The sequence below is a fragment of the Sphingomonas tabacisoli genome (assembly GCF_042678385.1).
Taxonomy (GTDB): Bacteria; Pseudomonadota; Alphaproteobacteria; order Sphingomonadales; family Sphingomonadaceae; genus Sphingomonas_B; species Sphingomonas_B tabacisoli.
The window spans coordinates 63,188-82,289 of record NZ_JBHUDY010000003.1 but is presented as its reverse complement, the minus strand read 5'-3'; the positions used below and the strand labels follow the sequence as shown (position 1 = coordinate 82,289).

General features: G+C 66.3%; 15 protein-coding genes and 3 pseudogenes. 14 read left to right on the top strand and 4 right to left on the bottom strand.

Annotated features, from left to right (window positions below; translation table 11 throughout):
• Positions 1-67: 67 nt before the first annotated feature.
• From pdxH to ACFSCW_RS16340, 3 genes are read left to right on the top strand one after another with little or no spacing between them, the layout of a single operon-like run.
• Positions 68-643, top strand: coding sequence for a pyridoxamine 5'-phosphate oxidase (gene pdxH, locus ACFSCW_RS16350; RefSeq protein ID WP_380891410.1), 576 nt, complete (start codon positions 68-70; stop codon positions 641-643).
• The gene (locus ACFSCW_RS16345; RefSeq protein WP_380891409.1) at positions 616-1,575 is read left to right on the top strand and encodes a cation diffusion facilitator family transporter; all 960 of its coding nucleotides are present in this window, start codon (positions 616-618) and stop codon (positions 1,573-1,575) included. Before pdxH ends, ACFSCW_RS16345 begins: the two co-directional genes overlap by 28 nt.
• Before the next feature lie 12 nt (positions 1,576-1,587).
• Positions 1,588-1,974 carry a VOC family protein gene (locus tag ACFSCW_RS16340; protein WP_380891407.1) on the top strand — a complete coding sequence of 129 codons (387 nt, stop codon included), beginning with the start codon at positions 1,588-1,590 and terminating at the stop codon, positions 1,972-1,974.
• A gap of 108 nt (positions 1,975-2,082) precedes the next feature.
• Here the strand turns inward: ACFSCW_RS16340 and rpoZ are convergent, their stop codons facing one another.
• Positions 2,083-2,424: a DNA-directed RNA polymerase subunit omega gene (gene rpoZ, locus ACFSCW_RS16335; protein WP_380891405.1), complete on the bottom strand. Its 342-nt coding sequence runs from the start codon at positions 2,422-2,424 to the stop codon at positions 2,083-2,085.
• 103 nt (positions 2,425-2,527) lie between these two features.
• On the opposite strand from rpoZ, the gene ACFSCW_RS16330 reads away from it, so the two are divergent.
• Together ACFSCW_RS16330 and ACFSCW_RS16325 are read left to right on the top strand one after the other, a co-directional pair.
• Positions 2,528-3,673, top strand: coding sequence for a phospholipase D-like domain-containing protein (locus tag ACFSCW_RS16330; RefSeq protein ID WP_380891403.1), 1,146 nt, complete (start codon positions 2,528-2,530; stop codon positions 3,671-3,673).
• A 53-nt stretch (positions 3,674-3,726) separates the two neighbouring features.
• Positions 3,727-4,200 (top strand): GNAT family N-acetyltransferase, encoded by a 474-nt coding sequence (locus tag ACFSCW_RS16325; protein WP_380891584.1) that lies wholly within the window; start codon positions 3,727-3,729, stop codon positions 4,198-4,200.
• 10 nt (positions 4,201-4,210) lie between these two features.
• On the opposite strand, the gene ACFSCW_RS16320 is transcribed toward ACFSCW_RS16325, so the two are convergent.
• The gene (locus tag ACFSCW_RS16320) at positions 4,211-4,825 is read right to left on the bottom strand and encodes a class I SAM-dependent methyltransferase (protein WP_380891401.1); all 615 of its coding nucleotides are present in this window, start codon (positions 4,823-4,825) and stop codon (positions 4,211-4,213) included.
• A 116-nt stretch (positions 4,826-4,941) separates the two neighbouring features.
• On the opposite strand from ACFSCW_RS16320, the gene ACFSCW_RS16315 reads away from it, so the two are divergent.
• From ACFSCW_RS16315 to ACFSCW_RS16300, 4 genes are all read left to right on the top strand, one after another.
• Positions 4,942-6,237 (top strand): MFS transporter, encoded by a 1,296-nt coding sequence (locus ACFSCW_RS16315; protein WP_380891581.1) that lies wholly within the window; start codon positions 4,942-4,944, stop codon positions 6,235-6,237.
• A 91-nt stretch (positions 6,238-6,328) separates the two neighbouring features.
• Entirely contained in the window at positions 6,329-7,942 is a 1,614-nt protein-coding gene (locus tag ACFSCW_RS16310; protein ID WP_380891399.1) for a S10 family peptidase, read from the top strand.
• Positions 7,942-8,106, top strand: coding sequence for a type II toxin-antitoxin system CcdA family antitoxin (locus tag ACFSCW_RS16305; protein WP_380891397.1), 165 nt, complete (start codon positions 7,942-7,944; stop codon positions 8,104-8,106). Before ACFSCW_RS16310 ends, ACFSCW_RS16305 begins: the two co-directional genes overlap by 1 nt.
• A gap of 77 nt (positions 8,107-8,183) precedes the next feature.
• Positions 8,184-8,330 (top strand): lmo0937 family membrane protein, encoded by a 147-nt coding sequence (locus ACFSCW_RS16300; protein ID WP_380891395.1) that lies wholly within the window; start codon positions 8,184-8,186, stop codon positions 8,328-8,330.
• Between the two features lie 22 nt (positions 8,331-8,352).
• Here ACFSCW_RS16300 and ACFSCW_RS16295 read toward each other — a convergent pair whose 3' ends face one another.
• Entirely contained in the window at positions 8,353-10,650 is a 2,298-nt protein-coding gene (locus ACFSCW_RS16295) for a CDC48 family AAA ATPase (protein ID WP_380891393.1), read from the bottom strand.
• A 283-nt stretch (positions 10,651-10,933) separates the two neighbouring features.
• On the opposite strand from ACFSCW_RS16295, the gene ACFSCW_RS16290 reads away from it, so the two are divergent.
• The 4 genes and pseudogenes from ACFSCW_RS16290 to ACFSCW_RS16275 all read left to right on the top strand — a co-directional run.
• Positions 10,934-11,836 (top strand): LysR substrate-binding domain-containing protein, encoded by a 903-nt coding sequence (locus tag ACFSCW_RS16290; RefSeq protein WP_380891391.1) that lies wholly within the window; start codon positions 10,934-10,936, stop codon positions 11,834-11,836.
• A 1,785-nt stretch (positions 11,837-13,621) separates the two neighbouring features.
• Positions 13,622-13,729 (top strand): annotated as a pseudogene (locus ACFSCW_RS16285) (PEPxxWA-CTERM sorting domain-containing protein); the annotation flags it as partial.
• Between the two features lie 1,812 nt (positions 13,730-15,541).
• Positions 15,542-15,649: pseudogene (locus ACFSCW_RS16280) on the top strand (PEPxxWA-CTERM sorting domain-containing protein); the annotation flags it as partial.
• Positions 15,650-17,463: 1,814 nt separating this feature from the next.
• A pseudogene (locus ACFSCW_RS16275) lies at positions 17,464-17,580 on the top strand (PEPxxWA-CTERM sorting domain-containing protein); the annotation flags it as partial.
• A 51-nt stretch (positions 17,581-17,631) separates the two neighbouring features.
• Here ACFSCW_RS16275 and ACFSCW_RS16270 read toward each other — a convergent pair.
• Positions 17,632-18,024 carry a hypothetical protein gene (locus ACFSCW_RS16270; RefSeq protein WP_380891389.1) on the bottom strand — a complete coding sequence of 131 codons (393 nt, stop codon included), beginning with the start codon at positions 18,022-18,024 and terminating at the stop codon, positions 17,632-17,634.
• Positions 18,025-18,168: 144 nt separating this feature from the next.
• Between ACFSCW_RS16270 and ACFSCW_RS16265 the strand changes: the two genes are divergently transcribed.
• On the top strand, positions 18,169-19,101 hold the full coding sequence (locus ACFSCW_RS16265; RefSeq protein WP_380891387.1) for a DnaJ C-terminal domain-containing protein: 933 nt from the start codon (positions 18,169-18,171) through the stop codon (positions 19,099-19,101).
• Position 19,102 lies beyond the last annotated feature (1 nt).

Sequence of the window (19,102 nt, the reverse complement as noted above, 5' to 3'; positions counted from 1 at the left end):
AGGCCGATTCAAAGCGCCAGCACAAGAGTCGTTCCCTTGAAGCCTCCTGCCTTCTAAAGCCGGTGCGATGACCGACCCGTTCGAGCTGTTCCGCAACTGGTACGACGAAGCGCGCACGACCGAGCCCAATGATTCGAACGCAATGGCATTGGCGACGGCAGATGCCGAGGCGCGTCCCTCCGTCCGCATGGTGCTGCTGAAGGGTTTCGACCCGCGCGGTTTCGTTTTCTACACCAATCGCGGCAGCCGCAAGGCGGGCGACCTCGCCGCCAACTCCCATGCCGCACTGCTCTTCCACTGGAAATCGCTGCGCCGGCAGATCCGCATCGAAGGGCCGGTGAGCCTCGCTTCGGACGAAGAGTCGGACGCCTATTTCGCCACCCGCAGCCGCGATTCGCAGCTCGGCGCCTGGGCCTCGGACCAGTCGCGCCCGCTCGACGCCCGCTCGACCTTCGAGCGCCGGTTCGAAGAGGTGCAGCAGCGCTTCGACGGGCAGCCGGTCCCCCGCCCGCCTTTCTGGGGCGGCTATCGCGTCGCGCCCGAGCGGATGGAGTTCTGGCAGGACCGCGCGCACCGCCTGCATGAGCGTCGCCTGTTCGTGCGCGACGGCGGCGCATGGCGCGAAGGCCTGCTCTACCCGTGACCGACGCGCGGCTGGAGCAGCATGGATCACTCACCGCGCGCGCGGCGCTTGCCAGCGTGTCGATGGCGCTCTTCCTGCTCGCGCTGAAAAGTTATGCCGCCTGGGCGACCGGATCGGTGGCGATGCTCGGCTCGCTTGCCGACACCGCCTTCGACGTCTGCGCGTCGCTGATCACGCTCTACGGCGTCCGGCTCGCCGCCCAACCCGCCGATCGCGACCATCGCTTCGGCCACGGCAAGGCCGAGGCGCTCGCGGCGCTGGTGCAGGTCGCGCTGATTGCCGTATCCGCAACCGGCATCCTCTGGCGCGCGATCGACCGGCTGCGCCACGGCGGCCAGACCCAGGGCGCCGAGTTCGGCATCGGCGTCTCGATCATTGCGATCCTCTGCACCTTCCTGCTGCTCGCCTATCAGCGCCGCGTGATCGCACGCACCGGCTCGGTCGCGATCCAGGCCGACAACGTCCATTATCAGTCCGACCTGCTGCTGAACGGCAGCGTCATCGTCGCGCTGCTGCTCGACCAGTTCACCGGTTTGCGCGGCGCGGACCCGATCTTCGGCATCGGCATCGCGCTCTGGCTCGCCTGGGGCGCGTGGACGGCCTCGTCGCACGCGATCGACCAATTGATGGACCGCGAATGGCCCGAGGAAAAGCGCCAGCGCTTCGTCGACCTCGCCAACGCCCAGCCGGGATTCCGCGGCATCCATGATCTGCGCACCCGCACCAGCGGCGCCCATGATTTCGCCCAGTTCCACGCCTGGGTCGACCCGCGCATGACGATCGCCGAGGCGCATGAAATGGTGGAAGCGGCCGAGCTGGCGCTCGAAACCGCCTTTCCCGGCACCGAAGTGCTGATCCATCTCGATCCCGAAGGCCAGATCGACCGCGCCGGAGAGGCCGACGAAGTGCTAAGGGAAACGCCGGAAACATAAGGGGAGGACAGCATGATCGGCTATACGCTCGTCGGGACCAACGATCTCGATCGCGCCAAGAGCTTCTACGACGCCCTTTTCGGGGAAATCGGCGTCGGGCGCATGATGGAAATGGAGCAGATGTGCGCCTGGGGCGGCTCATGGGATCGCCCGATGTTCGGCGTCACCCGACCCTATGACGGCCAAGCGGCAACGTCGGGCAACGGCACGATGATGGCGGTCGTCGTCGACACGCGCGACAAGGTCGACCGTCTCCACGGCAAGGCGCTCGCCCTGGGCGGCAAGGACGAGGGAGGGCCGGGCGTCCGTGGAGAAGAAGGCGAGCAGGCCTTCTACGCCGGCTATTTTCGCGATCTGGACGGGAACAAGCTCTGCGCGTTTCGGATCGGGCCGGCCTAGGGCTCAAACAACAACGGCGCGGGAGCCAGTCCCGCGCCGTCAGTCGTGCTGGGCACGCCGGCCGGAGTTCGCCGGCTCTTCGCCTAAGCTGCGCTTAGGCTCGGCGGCTCACTCGTAATCCCCACCCATGTTCTGGTTGCGCGGCGGCGCGGCGGCGGTGAGGCGGAGCGCCTCGGCCTGCTGCGCCAGCGAGCCCAGCTCGTCGACGGCGTCGTCGTCGTCCATCTGCACGCGCTGCAGGCTGGTGACGAGCGTGTCGTGCAGATCGTCCGGGCGGACCGTCTCTTCGGCGATCTCGCGCAGCGCCACGACCGGGTTCTTGTCGCGGTCGCGATCGATGGTCAGCTCGGCGCCGCCCGACACTTGCCGGGCGCGCTGGGCCGCCAGCAGCACCAGATCGAACCGGTTCGGGATCTTGTCGACGCAATCCTCGACGGTAACGCGCGCCATCAAACGCTCCAGTTTAGACGGAATTCGGGAAGGCGCGGCACATAGGAAGACCAAGCCTCAGAGTCAACTTGCACACATCGCCGGGGCCCTTCATGGGAGGCGCGTGACAGGGGACAGCGACAGCTTCGACGTCGACGGCAATCGCCTGACCCTGCTGATCGAGCCGCAGGACCGGCTGACCGGCCTGCTCGCGCTCATCGAAGGAGCGCGGGAAAGCTTGCGCCTCCTCTATTATATTTTCGCCGACGACAGGGCCGGCGCGCAGGTGCGCGACGCGCTCGTCGCGGCCTGCGAGCGCGGCGTCCATGTCAGCCTGATCATCGACGGCTTCGGTAGCGCGCCCGAAAACGCGTTTCTGGCCCCCTTGCGCGAAGCCTGCGTCGACATCTGCCGTTTCCTGCCGCGCTATGGCCGCCGCTACTTGCTCCGCAACCACCAGAAGCTCGCCATCGCCGACGAGCGGGTTGCGATCGTCGGCGGCTTCAACATCGAGGATGCCTATTTCGCCGGGCCGGACGCCGACGGCTGGCGCGATCTCGGCCTGATCGTCGAGGGGCCGGCGGCAGGGCGGCTGGTCGGCTATTTCGACGCGCTCTCCGCCTGGACCAAGCGGCCCAAGGCGCGGATGCGCGACCTGCGCCGCGCGCTCCGCCGGTGGAGCGAGCCGAACGGCAAGGTCCGCTGGCTGCTGGGCGGCCCGGCACGGCGGTTGAGCCCCTGGGCGCGCACCATCCGGCGCGACATGATCGCGGCCCGGTCGGTGGCGCTGATCGCCGCTTATTTCGCGCCCAACCCGGCCATGCTGCGCCGCCTCGACCGGATTGGCCGGCGCGGCGACGCCCGTGTCGTCACGGCCGCCAAGTCCGACAACACCACCACCATCGCCGCCGCGCGCTTCACTTATCCGGGCCTGCTCCGCAAAGGGGTGCGCATTTTCGAATATCAGCGATCGAAGCTGCACACGAAGCTCTACATCATCGACGACGCCGTCCATATCGGCTCGGCCAATTTCGACATGCGCAGCCTGTTCCTGAACATGGAGCTGATGCTCAGGATCGAGGACCGCGCTTTCACCGCCCGGATGCGCGCCTATTTCGACCGGGATCTGCGGGACAGCACCGAAATTCGCCTTGCCGATCTGGGCGGCTGGGGCAGTAGCCTCGCCCGCGCCCGCCACGCCGTCGCCTATTTCCTCGTCTCCGTGCTCGATTACGGCGTCACGCGCCGCCTCAACATCGACGCCGAGTGACTTTCGATCTCCGCCTCGCCGTCGAGGATGACCTGCCCGCATTGAAGGCACTGATGGACCGCGCCATCGACACGCTCATGTCGCCCTGGCTGAATCCCGATCAGGTCCGCGCAAGCCATGCGATCATGGGGCTGGACACCCAGTTGATCGCCGACCGCACCTATTTCGCCGTCACGTCGGATGGCGCATTTGCCGGCTGCGGCGGCTGGAGCCGGCGGGCGACGCTCTATGGCGGCGACCACAGCACCGATCTGCGCGAGCCGCGGCTACTCGATCCCGCGACCGAGCCGGCGCGCATCCGCGCGATGTACACCGATCCGGCTTTCGTGCGGCGCGGCGTCGGCCGCATGATCCTCGAAGCGTGCGAGGCGGCAGCGCGTGCGGAAGGCTTTCGTGCCGCCGAAATGATGGCGACGCTGGCCGGCGAGCCGCTCTATGCCGCCGCGGGCTATCAGGCGGTCGAACGAGTCACCGACGCGTCGGGCGGCGTTCCGGTCCCACTCGTCAGGATGCGAAAGCCGCTTTAGGGTTTAGACCCTAGCCCTTGCGCGCCCAGAACAAGCGCATCGGCGGGATGTTCAGCCATTCGAAGCCGCGCTCGACGTGAGCGAAGTGCGGGCCGATATAGTCGGTGACCTTGGCCGAGAGCTGGTAGACGAGGAATGCGCCGTCGGTCTTCACCACCGCCGCCGTCTCGCTCGCGATCCGCTCGCCGATACCGGCGGGCAGCGTCGAGAAAGGCAGGCCCGACAGCACGTAATCGGCCTGCTCGTGGCCGAACTCGGCGACGATCCGCCGCACGTCCGCCGCCGATCCGCGCACGACATGCAGGCGCGGGTCGACCACTTCCTTCTTCAGGAAGCTCACGAAATCCGGATTGGTGTCGATCGCGATCAGCTCGGCGTCGGGGCCGAGCCGGTCGAGAATCGGCAGAGTGAAGGTGCCGACGCCCGGCCCGTATTCGACGAACAGCTTGACGCGGCCCCAGTCGACCGGAGCCAGCATCTTGTCGATCAGCGCTCGCGAAGAGGGGATGACCGATCCCACCATCGCCGGATGCGTCAGGAAGCCCTTGAAGAACAGCGCAAGCGGATGACTCGGCCGGCGGCGGGGATAAGCCCCGGCCTTCTGGCCGGCGGAGGATACGGGCATTGACGGACCTCTTCGTTCGTTTCGACGCCGTCGCAAATCCTTCAAAGACTTGCAACCGCGCTTCCGGTCATCCCCGCTCTGCACTATCGCGCCTGTTGATGGTGGCGGACAGCTATATGAGTGGCGACCGGAGTTTCGGCACAACGCCGGGCGAGGCCGTTGGTGCCCCGCCCCCGTTCGCTCTTCTGTTCCTGGTCATGCTGACGATCGCCGCCGGCAATACGGCGCTGCAGTCGGTGCTGCCGGCGCTCGGCCGGTCGCTGAAGGTGCCGGACAATGCCGTCGCCGCCGCCTTCTCCGTCTCGGCCTTGGTCTGGGTGATTTCGGCGCCTTATTGGGCGCGGCGGTCGGACCGGCACGGCCGAAGGCGCATGGTGCTGCTCGGCCTGTTCGGCTTCTGCTCGTCGGTTTTCCTGTGCGGCGCGTTCCTGGCCGCCGGCATCCTGGGGTGGCTGGCGCCGCTCCCTGCCTTTGGCTGCTTCATCGTCGCGCGGATGCTCTACGGCACGTTCGGCGCGGCGGCGCCGCCGGCCGCGCAAGCGATCGTCGCTGCAGGCACCTCGCGGGCGGAGCGGACACGGGCGCTGACCTTGCTCGCGTCTGCTTTCGGTCTCGGCACGATCCTCGGCCCTGCCCTCGCGCCATTCTTCGTCCTGCCGATCGTCGGTCTGTCGGGGCCGGCATTCGTCTTCTCGATCTTCGGCATGGGCATGCTGATCGTGACCGCGCGTCTGCTGCCCGACGATACGAACGGCCATGCCCACGGCGCGGCCACCAGCTATCCCTCGATCGGCGGCGAGCCGACCGGCGCGAGCGTGCGCGCCGCGACTGCCGACGACCGCGGCAAGCCGATGAGGCTGACCGATTCCCGCATCTGGCCCTGGATGCTGGTCGGGCTCGTCGGCGGCCATGCCCAAGCGATGACCGGCCAGACGATCGGCTTTCTCATTATCGACCAGCTTCATCTTTCCGCCGCCCAGGCCGCGGCGGAAACCGGCATGGTGCTGATGGTCGGCGCGGGCTCGGCGCTGCTCGCCCAATGGGGCCTGATCCCGAACCTGAATCTTGCACCCCGCCAGCTCGCCATTTGCGGAGCGGTCGTCGCCGCGATCGGCTGCGTGCTCACCGGCTTCTCGCACTCGCTGCACATGCTGGCGGTGTCCTACGGCCTCGCCTCGCTCGGCTTCGGCTTTCTTCGCCCGGGCTTCACGGCCGGCGCGTCGCTCGCCGTCGGCCATGACGAGCAAGGCGCGGTCGCCGGGCGAACGACCTCGGTCAACGGCGCGGTGTTCGTGCTCGGCCCTTCGATCGGCGTCGGCCTGTACCAATTCTGGGGGCCGCTGCCCTACATCGTCGCCGGCGCCGCGCTGATCCTGATGCTGCCCTGGCTCTGGACGCGGCTAAGAGCCTGATTGACCGACAGCTTTCGCCGGCGCATGGGCCGCTCCGGGGTGGCGGAGAGAGGCTCGACGAATGCGCGCGACGATTGCTTTGATGATGCTTATGACAGCGGTGGCAGCCCCGGCCCAGGAACGCGGCGCCAGCCCTGAAAAAAGCCCCGCCGCCGCCAAACAGGCGAACACCCACCAGGAAGCGATGATCGCCGAAGCGGAGACCGCATGGGTCAAGCCGCCGGTCGACGAAGCCGCCGCGGTCAGCCACGGCGCGGTCACCGTCGCCGGCCAGCGCATCCCCTACACCGCGACCGCCGGCACGCTCACCATCCGCGACAATGACGGCAAGCCGACCGGCTCGATCTTCTACACGGCCTACACGAAGGACGGCTCGGCGACATCCTCGCGGCCGGTGACCTTTTTCTACAATGGCGGTCCGGGCTCGGCGACGGTCTGGCTGCACATGGGCAGCTTCGGCCCGATGCGCGTCACCACCGCCAATCCCGAATATATCCGCCCCGCCCCCTATGGCTTCGGCCCCAACCCGCACTCGCTGATCGACAAGTCGGACCTCGTCTTCATCGATGCGATGGGCGCGGGCTGGTCGAGGCCGCTAGGCACCAAGACCGGCAAGGATTTCTGGGGCGTCGACCAGGACGCCGACGCCTTCGCCCGCGCGGTCGAGCGCTACGTCACCCGCAACGCCCGCTGGTCCTCGCCCAAATTCCTGTTCGGCGAGAGCTACGGCACGCTGCGCAACGGCGCGGTCGCGGCCTTGCTTGAGGAGCGCGGCCTCAGCCTCAACGGCATTGTCTATCTGTCGTCGATCATGAACTATGGCGTCCGCCAGCCGGGCTATGACGCCAATTACCTCGCGCTTTTCCCCGGTTATGCCGCGACCGCCTGGTATCACAACCATCTCCAGAACCGGCCGGCCGACCTCGAAGCGTTCCTGCACGACGTCCGCGCCTTCACCGCCGGCCCCTACGCCGCAGCGCTCGCCAAGGGCTCGGCGATCAGCCCGGAGGAGAAGCAGGCGATCGCACAGCAGATGTCGAACTATATCGGCATCAGCCCTGAATATATCATGCGGGCCAATCTCCGCATCGATCTCGGCCATTTCCAGACCGAGCTGCTGCGCGACCGGCGGCTCGCCGTCGGCCGGCTTGATTCCCGCTACACGCTGATGCCGGGCGACGCGAATGCCGACCGCCCTGAGGACGATCCCGCCTCGACTGCAGTCTCGGGCGCGTTCGTCGCCAACTTCATGGATTATGCGCGGAAGACGCTCGGCTATCAGACCGAGATGCCCTACAAGATTTCGGCGCGCGAGCCCGGCTTCGACTGGGACTGGAAGCATCGCGCGCCGAACAGCAACGGCGCGCAGAACAATCCGAACACTGCCGTCGACCTCGCCGCAACGATGCGCACCAATCCGTATCTGAAAGTGCTGTTCCTGAACGGCTATTTCGATCTCGCCACGCCGTTCTTCGGCACCGAGTTCGACGTCAGCCACATGCTGCTGGAGCCGTCGCTGCAGCGGAACGTCGGCTTCCGCTACTACCAGGCCGGGCACATGGTCTATCTGAACCCCGACGAGCTGGCGAAAATGCACGCCGATCTCGCGGCCTGGTACGACGAGACGCTCGCCACCGCCCGTTCCCCCAACCCGCCCGCCCGGCCCGGCGCGCGCACCGGCGAAGCAGGCCGGGGCCCGAACTGATGGAAAAGGAGCGAAAGTCGGCGAAGGAGCCGGAGCATTCCGGCTCCTTCGCTCTTTCGCCCGAAGCTCAGGCTTGGATCAGGGAGAACTGGGCAGCGATACAGTCCTCGAATGCCTGGGTTGATGAGCACGGCTTGCCGCTCGCCAAGTTCCGTCTCTTCTGAACACGGAACGCGTATCGTTTCGCGCGCGTTCTCTTGTCCGACGGCCGCGCTGATGCGGCCGCTTGAGGAGATGTCAGATGCTCTGGACGATTGCCGTCATTCTGCTGGTGCTGTGGCTGCTCGGCTTCTTTGCCTTCCACGTTGCCGGCGGGCTCATTCATATCCTGCTGGTGCTCGCCCTGATCGTCGGGCTGGTCCAGCTCTTCTCCGGCCGGAGAGTCTAGCAGGCCCGAACGGGCGGGGAGATTACTCCCCGCCCTTCGTGCCCCTTGGCGTCAGCATGCCGGGGCCGATGAAGCCGATGGGCTGCATCGCCATTGCGTCCTGCTTGATGTGGGCGGCGATCTGCTCGTATTCCGCCTCCATCTCCGGCGTCACCGACGGCCGCGTATCCCCAAGCGCCGTTTCGAAATGGGCCATCGTCACGCGCTCGTTGCCGAGCGACTCGCGCAACGCCGACAGGCCGGCCCGCCGCACCAGATCCTCCAGATCCGCCCCGGTGAACCGGTCCGTCCGCCGGGCAAGCGACCCCAGGTCGACATCGTCCCCTAGTGGCATCTTCGCGGTATGCACTTCCAGGATGCGCTTGCGCCCGGCTTCGTCCGGCACCGAGACATAGACCAATTCGTCGAACCGGCCCGGCCGCAGCAGCGCCGGGTCGATCAGGTTCGGCCGATTGGTCGCGCCGATCACCACCACCGATTGCAGCTCTTCCAGCCCGTCCATTTCGGAAAGGATCGTGTTCACGACCCGCTCGGTCACTTGCGGCTCGCCCATGCCGCCGCCGCGTGCCGGCACCAGGCTGTCGAGTTCGTCGATGAAGATCACGGTCGGCGCAACCTGCCGGGCGCGGGCGAACAGCCGCGCGATCTGCTGCTCGCTCTCGCCATACCATTTGGAGAGGAGGTCGCTCGATTTGGTCGCGATGAAATTCGCTTCCGCCTCGCGGGCCACCGCCTTGGCGAGCAAAGTCTTGCCGGTGCCCGGCGGGCCATAAAGCAGGAAGCCCTTGGCCGGCCGGATGCCCAGCCGACGGAACGCGTCGGGGTTCTTCAGCGGCAGTTCGACGCCTTCGCGCAACCGCTCACGGGCGTCGTCCAGCCCGCCGACATCGTCCCACCGCACGTTCGGCTTCTGCACCATCACTTCGCGCATCGCCGACGGCTGGACGCGCTTCAGAGCCTCCAGGAAGTCGTCGCGCGTGACCGATAGCGTGTCGAGAACCTCCGGCGGGATCGTCCGCTCCTCGAGGTTCAGCTTCGGCATGATCCGCCGCACCGCCTCGATTGCCGCCTCGCGGGCAAGCGCGCCGAGGTCTGCGCCGACGAAGCCGTAAGTGGTCCGCGCCAGCTCCTCCAGATCGACCGCCGGGTCGAGCGGCATGCCGCGGGTGTGGATGGCAAGGATCTCTCGTCGCCCACGCTCGTCCGGCACGCCGATCACGATCTCGCGGTCGAAGCGGCCCGGCCGGCGCAGCGCCTCGTCGATCGCCTCGGGCCGGTTGGTCGCGGCGATCACGACGAGATTCGCGCGCGGCTCCAGCCCGTCCATCAGCGTTAGCAGTTGCGCAACGAGGCGTTTTTCGGCCTCGCCGGTCACTTGCCCGCGCTTCGGCGCAATCGAATCGATCTCGTCGATGAAGATGATCGAAGGCGCGTTCTGCGTTGCCTGCTCGAACACTTCCCGCAGCGCTTTCTCGCTCTCGCCATAGGCGGAGCCCATGATCTCGGGGCCGTTGATCAGGAAGAACTCGGCGTCGCTCTCGTTCGCGACAGCGCGGGCGAGCCGGGTCTTGCCGGTGCCGGGCGGGCCGTGCAGCAGCACGCCCTTGGGCGGATCGACGCCGAGGCGCTGGAACAGCTCGGGATAGCGAAGCGGCAGCTCGACCATCTCGCGGAGCTGGTCGATCGCGCCGGCAAGCCCGCCGATATCGTCATAGGTAACGTCGGCGCGCCGATTCTGCGGCTCCTCATATTCCGGGCGCAGCTCGACGTCGGTGTTCTCGTCAATATGCACGATACCCTTGGGCGTCGACGAAACCACCACGAGGCGGATTTCCTGCAGCGCATAGGCGGGAGCGGCGAGCATCTGGCGGAGCTGGGGCGGCATGCCATCCTGCTCGACGCGCTGCTGCCCGGCAGTCGCGACCACATCGCCGGCGGTGAGCGGCCGGCCGTAGAAGGTCCGCTTCAGCGCCTGGGTCGATCCCTGCAGCCGCAGATTCTGCTGGGCCGGCGCGAACACGACTCGCGTGGCCGGACGTGACTCCACCTTGCGCAGCTCGATGAAGTCACCCGAGCCGACCCCGGCATTGGCGCGCTGCAAACCGTCCAGCCGGATGATCTCCAGCCCTTCGTCTTCCTGATAGGGGAGCACGGCGCGTGCCGGCGTCGACCGCTTGCCGACCAGCTCGACGACATCGCCTTCCTGCAGCCCCAGCGCGGTCATGATCGCGCGCGGAATACGGGCGAGCCCGCGGCCGCTGTCTTCGGGTCGCGCATTGGCGACCTGCACCCGCCGGTTCGGGACTTCACTATCGGCCATCGCTCACCTCCATCTGGCGAGCTTAACTAGGGGGCCGGTCCGATCGTTGCGAGGTCGCAAACAAAAAAATAGGCCGGCCCCGAGAGGCCGGCCTTGGAAAGTTTTTAGGAGAGGATGCCTGAAAGGCCTGCTCTATGTGCAGTGCAGCGAATTATGTTGCAAGTGCGAACAACAAAAAGGCAGTTGCACGAAACGCAATCAACCTGCACTTGTGTAAGTAGGAAGTTGCACTGTCAGGCCGTCCATGAGAGGCTGCTGCAGCGCACAAGAGGAGCTTAGAGTCTTGCGTCGCTTGCCTCCGTTGACGGCTGTGGAAGCCTTTGTACAGGTCGCCCGACTGGGTTCGATCAAGGCCGCCGCTGAGGAACTTGCGCTTTCCTCCCCGGCGCTCAGCCGGCGCGTCCAAGCGCTCGAGCGCTTCCTTGGCCTTCCGCTCTTCGACCGCGCCCCGGGCGCGATGCGACTGAACGGCGACGGCGAGCGGCTGCTGGCGGCGGTAGCGCCGCACTTGACCGGCCTCTCGAACGCGATCGAGGCAGTCACGACCGAAGGCAATGTCCTGCGGCTCCGCCTCGGCGTGTTGCCGCTCTTCGCCTCGCAGCAAATCTTCCCGCACATCGGCGCATTGCGCGCGCTGCATCCGGAGCTGCATCTCGATATCGACACCGGCGGCCATGCGCTGGCCCGGCTCGGCGACGGGCTCGACGCGGCGATCGTGCTGGCGCGCGACATCGATCCGGCGCTCTCCGCCTGGCGGCTCGACCGCAACCGGGTGCTTGCAATCGCCTCCAAGGCGTTGACGCGCGGCCCGGGCGCAATCCGGGACCCGGCAGATCTCGCGCGCACCACGGTGCTCCTGCATCGGGACATGCCTGACACGTTCGACGCCTTTCGCCACGCGCTCGGCGTCCACGGGCTCGAGCCACTGGCGGTCGACCATTTCGATTCGGGGCAGTTGATGCTCGACGCGGCCGCGCAGGGGCTCGGCGTCGCCTTCCTGCACGAAAGCCATTTCGAAAACGCGCGGGACGATCGGCTCGTGCCGCTGTTCGATGCGGCGGTGGACAGTCCCTACAGCTACTGGTTCGCCTGCCGCCCCCGCGCGCTCGACAATCGCGCCGTTCGCCTGTTCCGCGACTGGCTGCTCGACCTGTTCGGCGAAGCGGAAGAGCGGGCCGCTGCCTGACGCGAAATGAGTCGGCTGTCCCGTTCTGGATCAGCCAAGCGCGCTCATGTGGTGAATAAGTCGTTAACGCGCATTGACAATTTGGTAACGGCGGCAACTATTGCCCCCGGCTCAGGGGTTGAGTCGAAATACCGGGGGGTGAGGGGGTGCGGCTTTGTTTGGCCGTCGGTTTCGCCTCCCGATTGGGAAGGGGAAGCTATGCGTAAAGTGGGTGTAGCCGCCTTTGGCGCGACCGTTGTCGCGCTGATGTGCGGGACCGCTGCCTCGGCGCAGCAGATCAAGCATGCCTGGTGGGAAACCAAGGGCGTTCTGGGCGCGACGGTCCAGGTTCCGAACGACATCACCGATGCCGGCACGCGTCTCGCGCCGCAGCTCAATGCGTTCGGCGCGGGCTCGCCCGTGTTCATCGGCTTCGAGGGCAGCTCGCAGTACGACAACGCGCTGCTTGCGCGTAACTTCATCCCGCCCGACACGATCGGCGCGGTCGGCGCGACGCAATATGTCGTGACCACCAACGGCTCCTACAGCGTCTATGACAAGAACACCGGTCAGCGCCTCCAGCTGATCCAGGACAATGCGTTCTGGGCAGCCGCCGGCCAGGTCGGCAGCAACGGCGACACCCGCATCATGTACAATGCGGATGCCAACCGGTTCATCATGGTTGCGTTCGGTGCCAACACCAAGGACCTGCAGATCGCCGTGTCCGACACGTCGGACGCACTCGGCACCTGGCACTCGACCAAGTTCGAAGGCTATGCCGGCTTCGGCTTCGGCGCCACCGCCGACTATCCGACGCTCGCGCTCGACAAGAACGCGGTCTATATCGGCACGAACAACTTCGCGCCGCTGACGCAGGGCGGATCGAACAGCTTCCGCGGCACGACGCTCAACGTCATTCCGCTCGACAGCCTGTTCAACGCGGGCGCGCCGACCACGGCGAACATGAAGCAGTTCGTGACGCCGTATGTGGCGGGGAGCTCGACCAACCAGGACCGCGGCTTCGCGATCCAAGGCGTGAACAGCAGCTCGGCCGGCTCGACCGGCAAGGCCGTGACCGCCTCGCTGTTCTACTATGACTCGATGACCTACAACATCAACGGTCTGAGCTCGAGCAGCGCGACGGGGGCGACCGAAGGTCCGGTTCAGTACATCGGCGAGAATCCGTTCCAGACCCAGGGTCCGGCGCGGCAGCCCGCCGACATCGCTGCCAACCGCCGCATCATCGACTCGCTCGATGAGCGGATCAGCAGCAGCGTCTATGAAGCCAATGGCCGTATCTACATGCTGCACACCGTCGACTCGCTGGTCGACAATCGTGACGAGTCGGTCCTGCGCCTCGTGGTGCTCGATGCCGCGACCAACGCGATCATCGATCAGCAGGACATCGGTCAGGCCGGGTACGATTACTACCAGGGCTCGATCGCGGTGAACGCGTCCGGCGAAGTCGTGGTCGGCTACAACCGTTCGGGCCTCGATCCGACGACCGGCAAGATCGGCTTCTATGCCCGCGTCTTCCGGACCGCGCCGGACGGCACGCTCTACGGCAGCAGCGAGTTCCTGCTGAAGGAAAGCCTCACCAACGACTATCACAACGGCAGCCTGAAGGGTCAGGCCGCTGCCGGCCGTCAGCGTTGGGGCGATTATTCGCAGGTCTCGGTGGATCCCACCGATCCGCATAAATTCTACCTGATCGGTGAGTTCGCTCGCGAGTACAACACGCCGGCGGACGGCCATCCGGGCGGCACCGGCGGTTCGCGCTGGAGCACCTGGGTCGCGGGCATCGACGCCGCGGCGGTTCCGGAACCGGCGACCTGGGCGATGATGATCGCCGGCTTCGGCATGGTCGGTTTCGCGATGCGCCGTTCGCGCAAGGTGAACCTCAGCTTCGCCTGACGCCTGAGACCTCACGACGATCGGGGCGGGTGGAGCTTGGGCTCCGCCCGCCCTTTTCGTATCGGAACGGCACAAAACGAGTCACGCACCCTGGGCGCGATTGACATTCATGACGTCAAGGTATCGACTGCCCTTCGGCTCAGTTTGAGTCGCAGTGGGATAGCTTGCGGATCGGGGCGCCTTTCCGTTCACAATGCCCCCGGACCGATGCTCTCCCTTCGATAGGGGGTAGTCATGAAGCTGAGAATCGCGGCTCTCGCCGCCACTTCGCTTGCGTTGAGTCTCGCCGCACCGGCCGCCGCGCAAGCGCTCAAGAATCCGTTCTGGATGCAAAAGGGCCTGCAGGGCTCGCTGATTCAGGTCCCGAACGACATTTCGACAGACCAGAACAACAAGCCCGCGCCGGTCTTCAATGCCGGCTCCGTCGTGATCGGTTTCGAGGGCATCAGCCAATACGACAACGCCGCGTTCGCGCGGAACTTCATCCCGCCCGACACCAACGGCGCCGTCGGCGGCACCCAATATCTGGAATCGTCGAACGGCGCATTCGCGGTCTTCGACAAGGCAACCGGCACGCGCACCCAGCTCGTATCGGACCTCGCCTTCTGGGCGGCGGCCGGTCAGACGGGTGCGAACGGCGACAACCGCGTGATGTACAATGCCGATGCGAAGCGCTGGATCGTGGTCGGCTTCGGGGCAAACACCAAGGATCTCCAGATCGCCATTTCGGACACCGACAATGCGCTGGGCCCCTGGAAGTCGGTGAAGTACGAGGGCTATGCCGGCCTCGGCTTCGGCGCCACTGCCGACTATCCGACGCTCGCGCTCGACAAGAACGCGGTGTATATCGGCACCAACAATTTCGCGCCGGCCTCGGCGGGGGGATCGAACAGCTTCCGCGGCACGACGCTCAACGTCATTCCGCTGGACAGCCTGTTCAACGCGGGCGCGCCGACGGTCGCAAACATGAAGCAGTTCGTGACGCCCTATAACGGCACCACGCAGGTGGAGGATCGCGGCTTCGCGATCCAGGGCGTCAACAGCACCAATGCCGGCAGCACCGGCAAGGCCGTCGCGGTGTCGTTGTTCCAGTTCGATTCGCTCGCCTATACGATCAACGGCCTGTCGACGAGCGACGCCACCGGCGCGACCCGGGGCGCGGTCGATTTCTTCGGCGAGGCCGGGTACACGACCGCAGGGCCGGCGCGTCAACCGTCGGTCGCCATTCCGGCCAACCGGCGCGTCATCGACTCCCTCGACGACCGGATCAGCAGCAGCGTCTATGAGGTCAATGGCCGCATCTACATGCTGCACACGGTGAACTCGCTGCTCGACCCGCAGGACGAAGCGCGGGTCCGCATACTGGTGCTGGATTCGACCACCCACGACATTCTCGACGACCTCGAGATCGGCACTGCGGGTTATGATTACTACCAGGGCTCGATCGCGGTGAATTCGAACGGTCAGGTGGTGGTCGGCTACAACCGTTCGGGCCTGGACCCGGCGACCGGCAAGATCGGCTTCTATGCCCGCGCCTATCGCACGCTGGCCGACGGCTCCCTGATGGAGACGATGGGCGAGACGCTGCTCAAGGAAAGCCTGACCGACGACTATCATAACGGGTCGCTGTTCGGGCAGGCCGCGGCGGGCCGCCAGCGTTGGGGCGATTACGCGCAGGTCTCGATCGATCCGACCGTCTATGACGGCTTCTGGCTGATCGGCGAATATGCCCGCGAGTATAACCTGCCGCAGTTCGGCCATCCGGGCGGCACCGGCGGCTCGCGCTGGAGCACCTGGATCGCCAACATCCGCGCCGGCGCGGTCCCCGAACCGGCGACCTGGGCAATGATGATCGCGGGCTTCGGCATGGTCGGTTCCGCCATGCGCCGCTCGCGCAAAGTCAGCGTCAGCTTCGGCTGACCACGAGCGACGGCAACTTGGGGGCGGGGCCTCGGCACCGCCCCGCTTTTTGTGCCGCAATGAAACGGATCGCCGCGCTTGCGCGTGAGCGATTGACAAACCCTGCCTAGAGGTTCGGACTGTCGTTTCGACTTGATCCGAGTCGAAGCGAGTCTGCGTAACGGAGGGGGCTGCTCCTCGGTTGTTCGATCGCGCCCCTTGCCGCCGCAGCTTATCGCCTGTGGGGAAGGGGGATTGCCATGAAACTGTACGCAGCCGCGCTCGCGGCATCCGCGCTTGTGGGGATTACCTCTGTGCCGGCATCGGCGCAGGTGAAAGACGCGTATCTCGAGCTTGAGGACGACAACGACACCTTCATCGACAGCAATCTGAGCCCGGGCGCCGCCTCGGCGCCGATCTTTTCGCCCGGCGCGCCGGTGCTGCTCAGCTATGAAGGCCTCAGCGATTACGACGTGCGCCAGTTCGGGATCGGACTGATCCCGCCCGACACGATGGGATCGGTCGGCAGCACCCAGTTCGTCGAGCTGATCAACGGCGGCTTCGCGGTTTACGACAAGGCGACCGGCACCAAGCTGCAGTCCATGTCCGACAGCAATTTCTGGACCACCAAGACCGGCGGGCAAGCCACCGGCGGCGACCCGCGCATCCGCTTCAATGCCGACGCTGGGCGCTGGATCGCGATCGGCTTCGGCGCCAACGGCAAGGACATCCAGATCGGCGTGTCCGACACCGCCGACGCGACGGGCACGTGGAAGTCCACCGTGTTCGAAGGCTATAGCCAGGCCGGCCTGTTCCGGCCGGTGGCCGACTATCCGACGCTCGCGTTCGACAAGAACGCGGTTTACATCGGCACCAACAATTTCGCCGCTTCGACCGCAGCCGGCCCGCAGACGTTCCGCGGGACAACGCTCAACGTGATTCCGCTGTCCGACGTCTTCTCGGCCACGGGACCGGATGCGACCAATCGGAAGAAGTTCCAGGACTTCTTCAACACCGCAGGTCAGCCGGATTCGTTCGCGGGCTTCGCGATCCAGGGCGTCAACAGCCATGAGAACTCGACGACCGGCAACATCTTTACCGTGTCGGCGACCGATTATGGCGTGCAGCGCTACGACATATTGAACGCGGGAACGGCGGGTGCGACGCGGACGGCGATCACCGATCTGGCGACCGGCAGCTACACCGGCCTTTGCGGCGGCAATATCTGCGCGGCGCATCAGCCGAGCGGCTTGCGCAACATCGATGCGCTCGACGATCGGGTGAGCAGCAGCGTCTATGAAGTGAACGGCAAGATCTATGCGCTGCAAGAAGTGATGACGGCGGGCACGGACCTCGACAAGGTCCGCTATTACGTCATCGATTCCACGACCAACGCGATCCTCGACCAGGGCGAGATCACCGGCGGCGGCTATGATTACTTCCAGGGCTCGCTGGCCGTGAACGACCAGGGTCAGGTGCTGATCAGCTACAACCGCTCCGGCGGCCCCGCTACCGACGGCAGCGGCAAGATCAGTGTGATGGCGCGCACCTTCTACACGGACGCCAGCGGCCATCTGGTCCAGGTCGGCGGCGAACTGTTGCTGAAGCAAAGCCTCACCGATCGCTATCTAAACGGCAATCCGGAAGCTTCGGGCGTGCCGGCCGGCCGGCAGCGTTGGGGCGACTATAGTCAGGTCACGCTCGACCCGACCGATTCCGACAAATTCTGGCTGATCGGGGAGTTTGCCCGCGAAGCCAACACGCCGGAAAACGGACATCCGGGCGGCACCGGCTTCTCGCGCTGGGGCACATGGATTGCCGAAGTGAGCTGGACGAACAATGCGCTGGCGGCGGTGCCCGAGCCCGCCACCTGGGCGATGATGATCGCCGGCTTCGGCATGGTCGGCTTCGCGATGCGCCGCTCGCGCAAGCTCGCCGTGGCTTACGCCTGAGTTTTTCGCTCACCCCTTGCGGGCGGGGCTTCGGCTTCGCCCGCTTTTTTGTCAGTAGCAGCGGATCAGCTTGATCCTTTTGCCCTTCGCCAGCGTCCAGCTCTGCGGCTGGCCGCCGTGCGGATGCACGGTCAGGCGCAGCGTGTCGCCCTCGACCGCACCTTCAAAGCGCGCCGGAGCGCCGGCATCGTCGTCGGCGCGCTGCGGGCCGGGCTGATAGGTTTCGAAGCGGCCGGTCGTCTGGAACCGGCCATGCGCGTCGGCCTTCACCGGGCCGAAGCTGCCCATCGCGCAATCCTGCTCCAGCCTGCCGCTCCCGCCTTCGTCGACAGTCAGGATCGCGCCCGGCGTGCTCCAGACACCCGCGAGCGAAGCTTTCGGCGCGGCGTTGCCGGTCATGGCTGCGGCGAGCCCGAACAGAGCGGCGATGCGGATCGGCTGCACATGGTTTCTCCTTGGATACAGCCTAATGCATATTGCACCATGAGCGAAGCGGCATCGTCTTGCACTTCGCCGGGCGCTCCCCAAATCGTGTGTTGCAGAAATGCAACATCAAGCTATGCAGGTGCAATGAGGGCAGATCGTTAGATGGCCGCCGATCCGTATTCCGTGCTGGGCGTCGCGCGCGGGGCAAGCGAGGCCGACATCAAAAAGGCCTATCGCAAGCTCGCCAAGGAGCTGCACCCGGACCGCAATCAGGACAATCCCAAGGCTGCGGAGCGTTTCTCGCAGGTCACCTCCGCCTATGACCTGCTGACCGACAAGGACAAGCGCGCCCAATTCGACCGCGGCGAGATCGATGCCGACGGCAACCCGACCGCGCCGTTCGGCTTCGGCGCCGGCCGCGGCGCGGGCGGCACCTACCGCACGGCGGGCGGTGCGCAGGGCTTCGATTTCGGCACCGACTCGTCCGATTTCGGCGACATATTCGAAGGGCTGTTCGGCCGCGCCGGCGGCGGATTCACCTCGGGCTTCGGCCGCCGTTCGGCGCCGCCGCCCAAGGGCGCCGATGTCGGCTATCGCCTGCGCGTGCCGTTCGAGGACGCAGCGGCGCTGAAGCCGCAGCGGATTACTTTGTCCGACGGCAAGACGATCGACCTGAAGCTCAAGCCCGGCACCGAATCGGGCACCCAGATGCGCCTGGCCGGAAAGGGCGAGCAGGGCCCTGGCGGCGCCGGCGACGCGATCGTCACGATCGACATCCAGCCGCACCGTTTCTTCAAGCGCGACGGCGACAATGTGCTGCTCGACCTGCCGGTCACGCTCAGGGAAGCGGTCGAGGGCGGCAAGGTGAAAGTGCCGACCGTCGACGGCGCAGTGATGCTAAACGTTCCCGCCGGCTCGAATTCCGGGCGCACCTTGCGGCTGAAAGGTAAGGGCTTCCACCGGCGCGATGGGGAGCGCGGCGACCAGCTTGTCACGCTGATGATCGACGTGCCGACCGAAGACGCCGCGCTCCGCGCCTTTGTCGAGAGCTGGGAGGCGGGCACGCGCAACCCGCGCGCCGCGCTGGGCGTCTAGC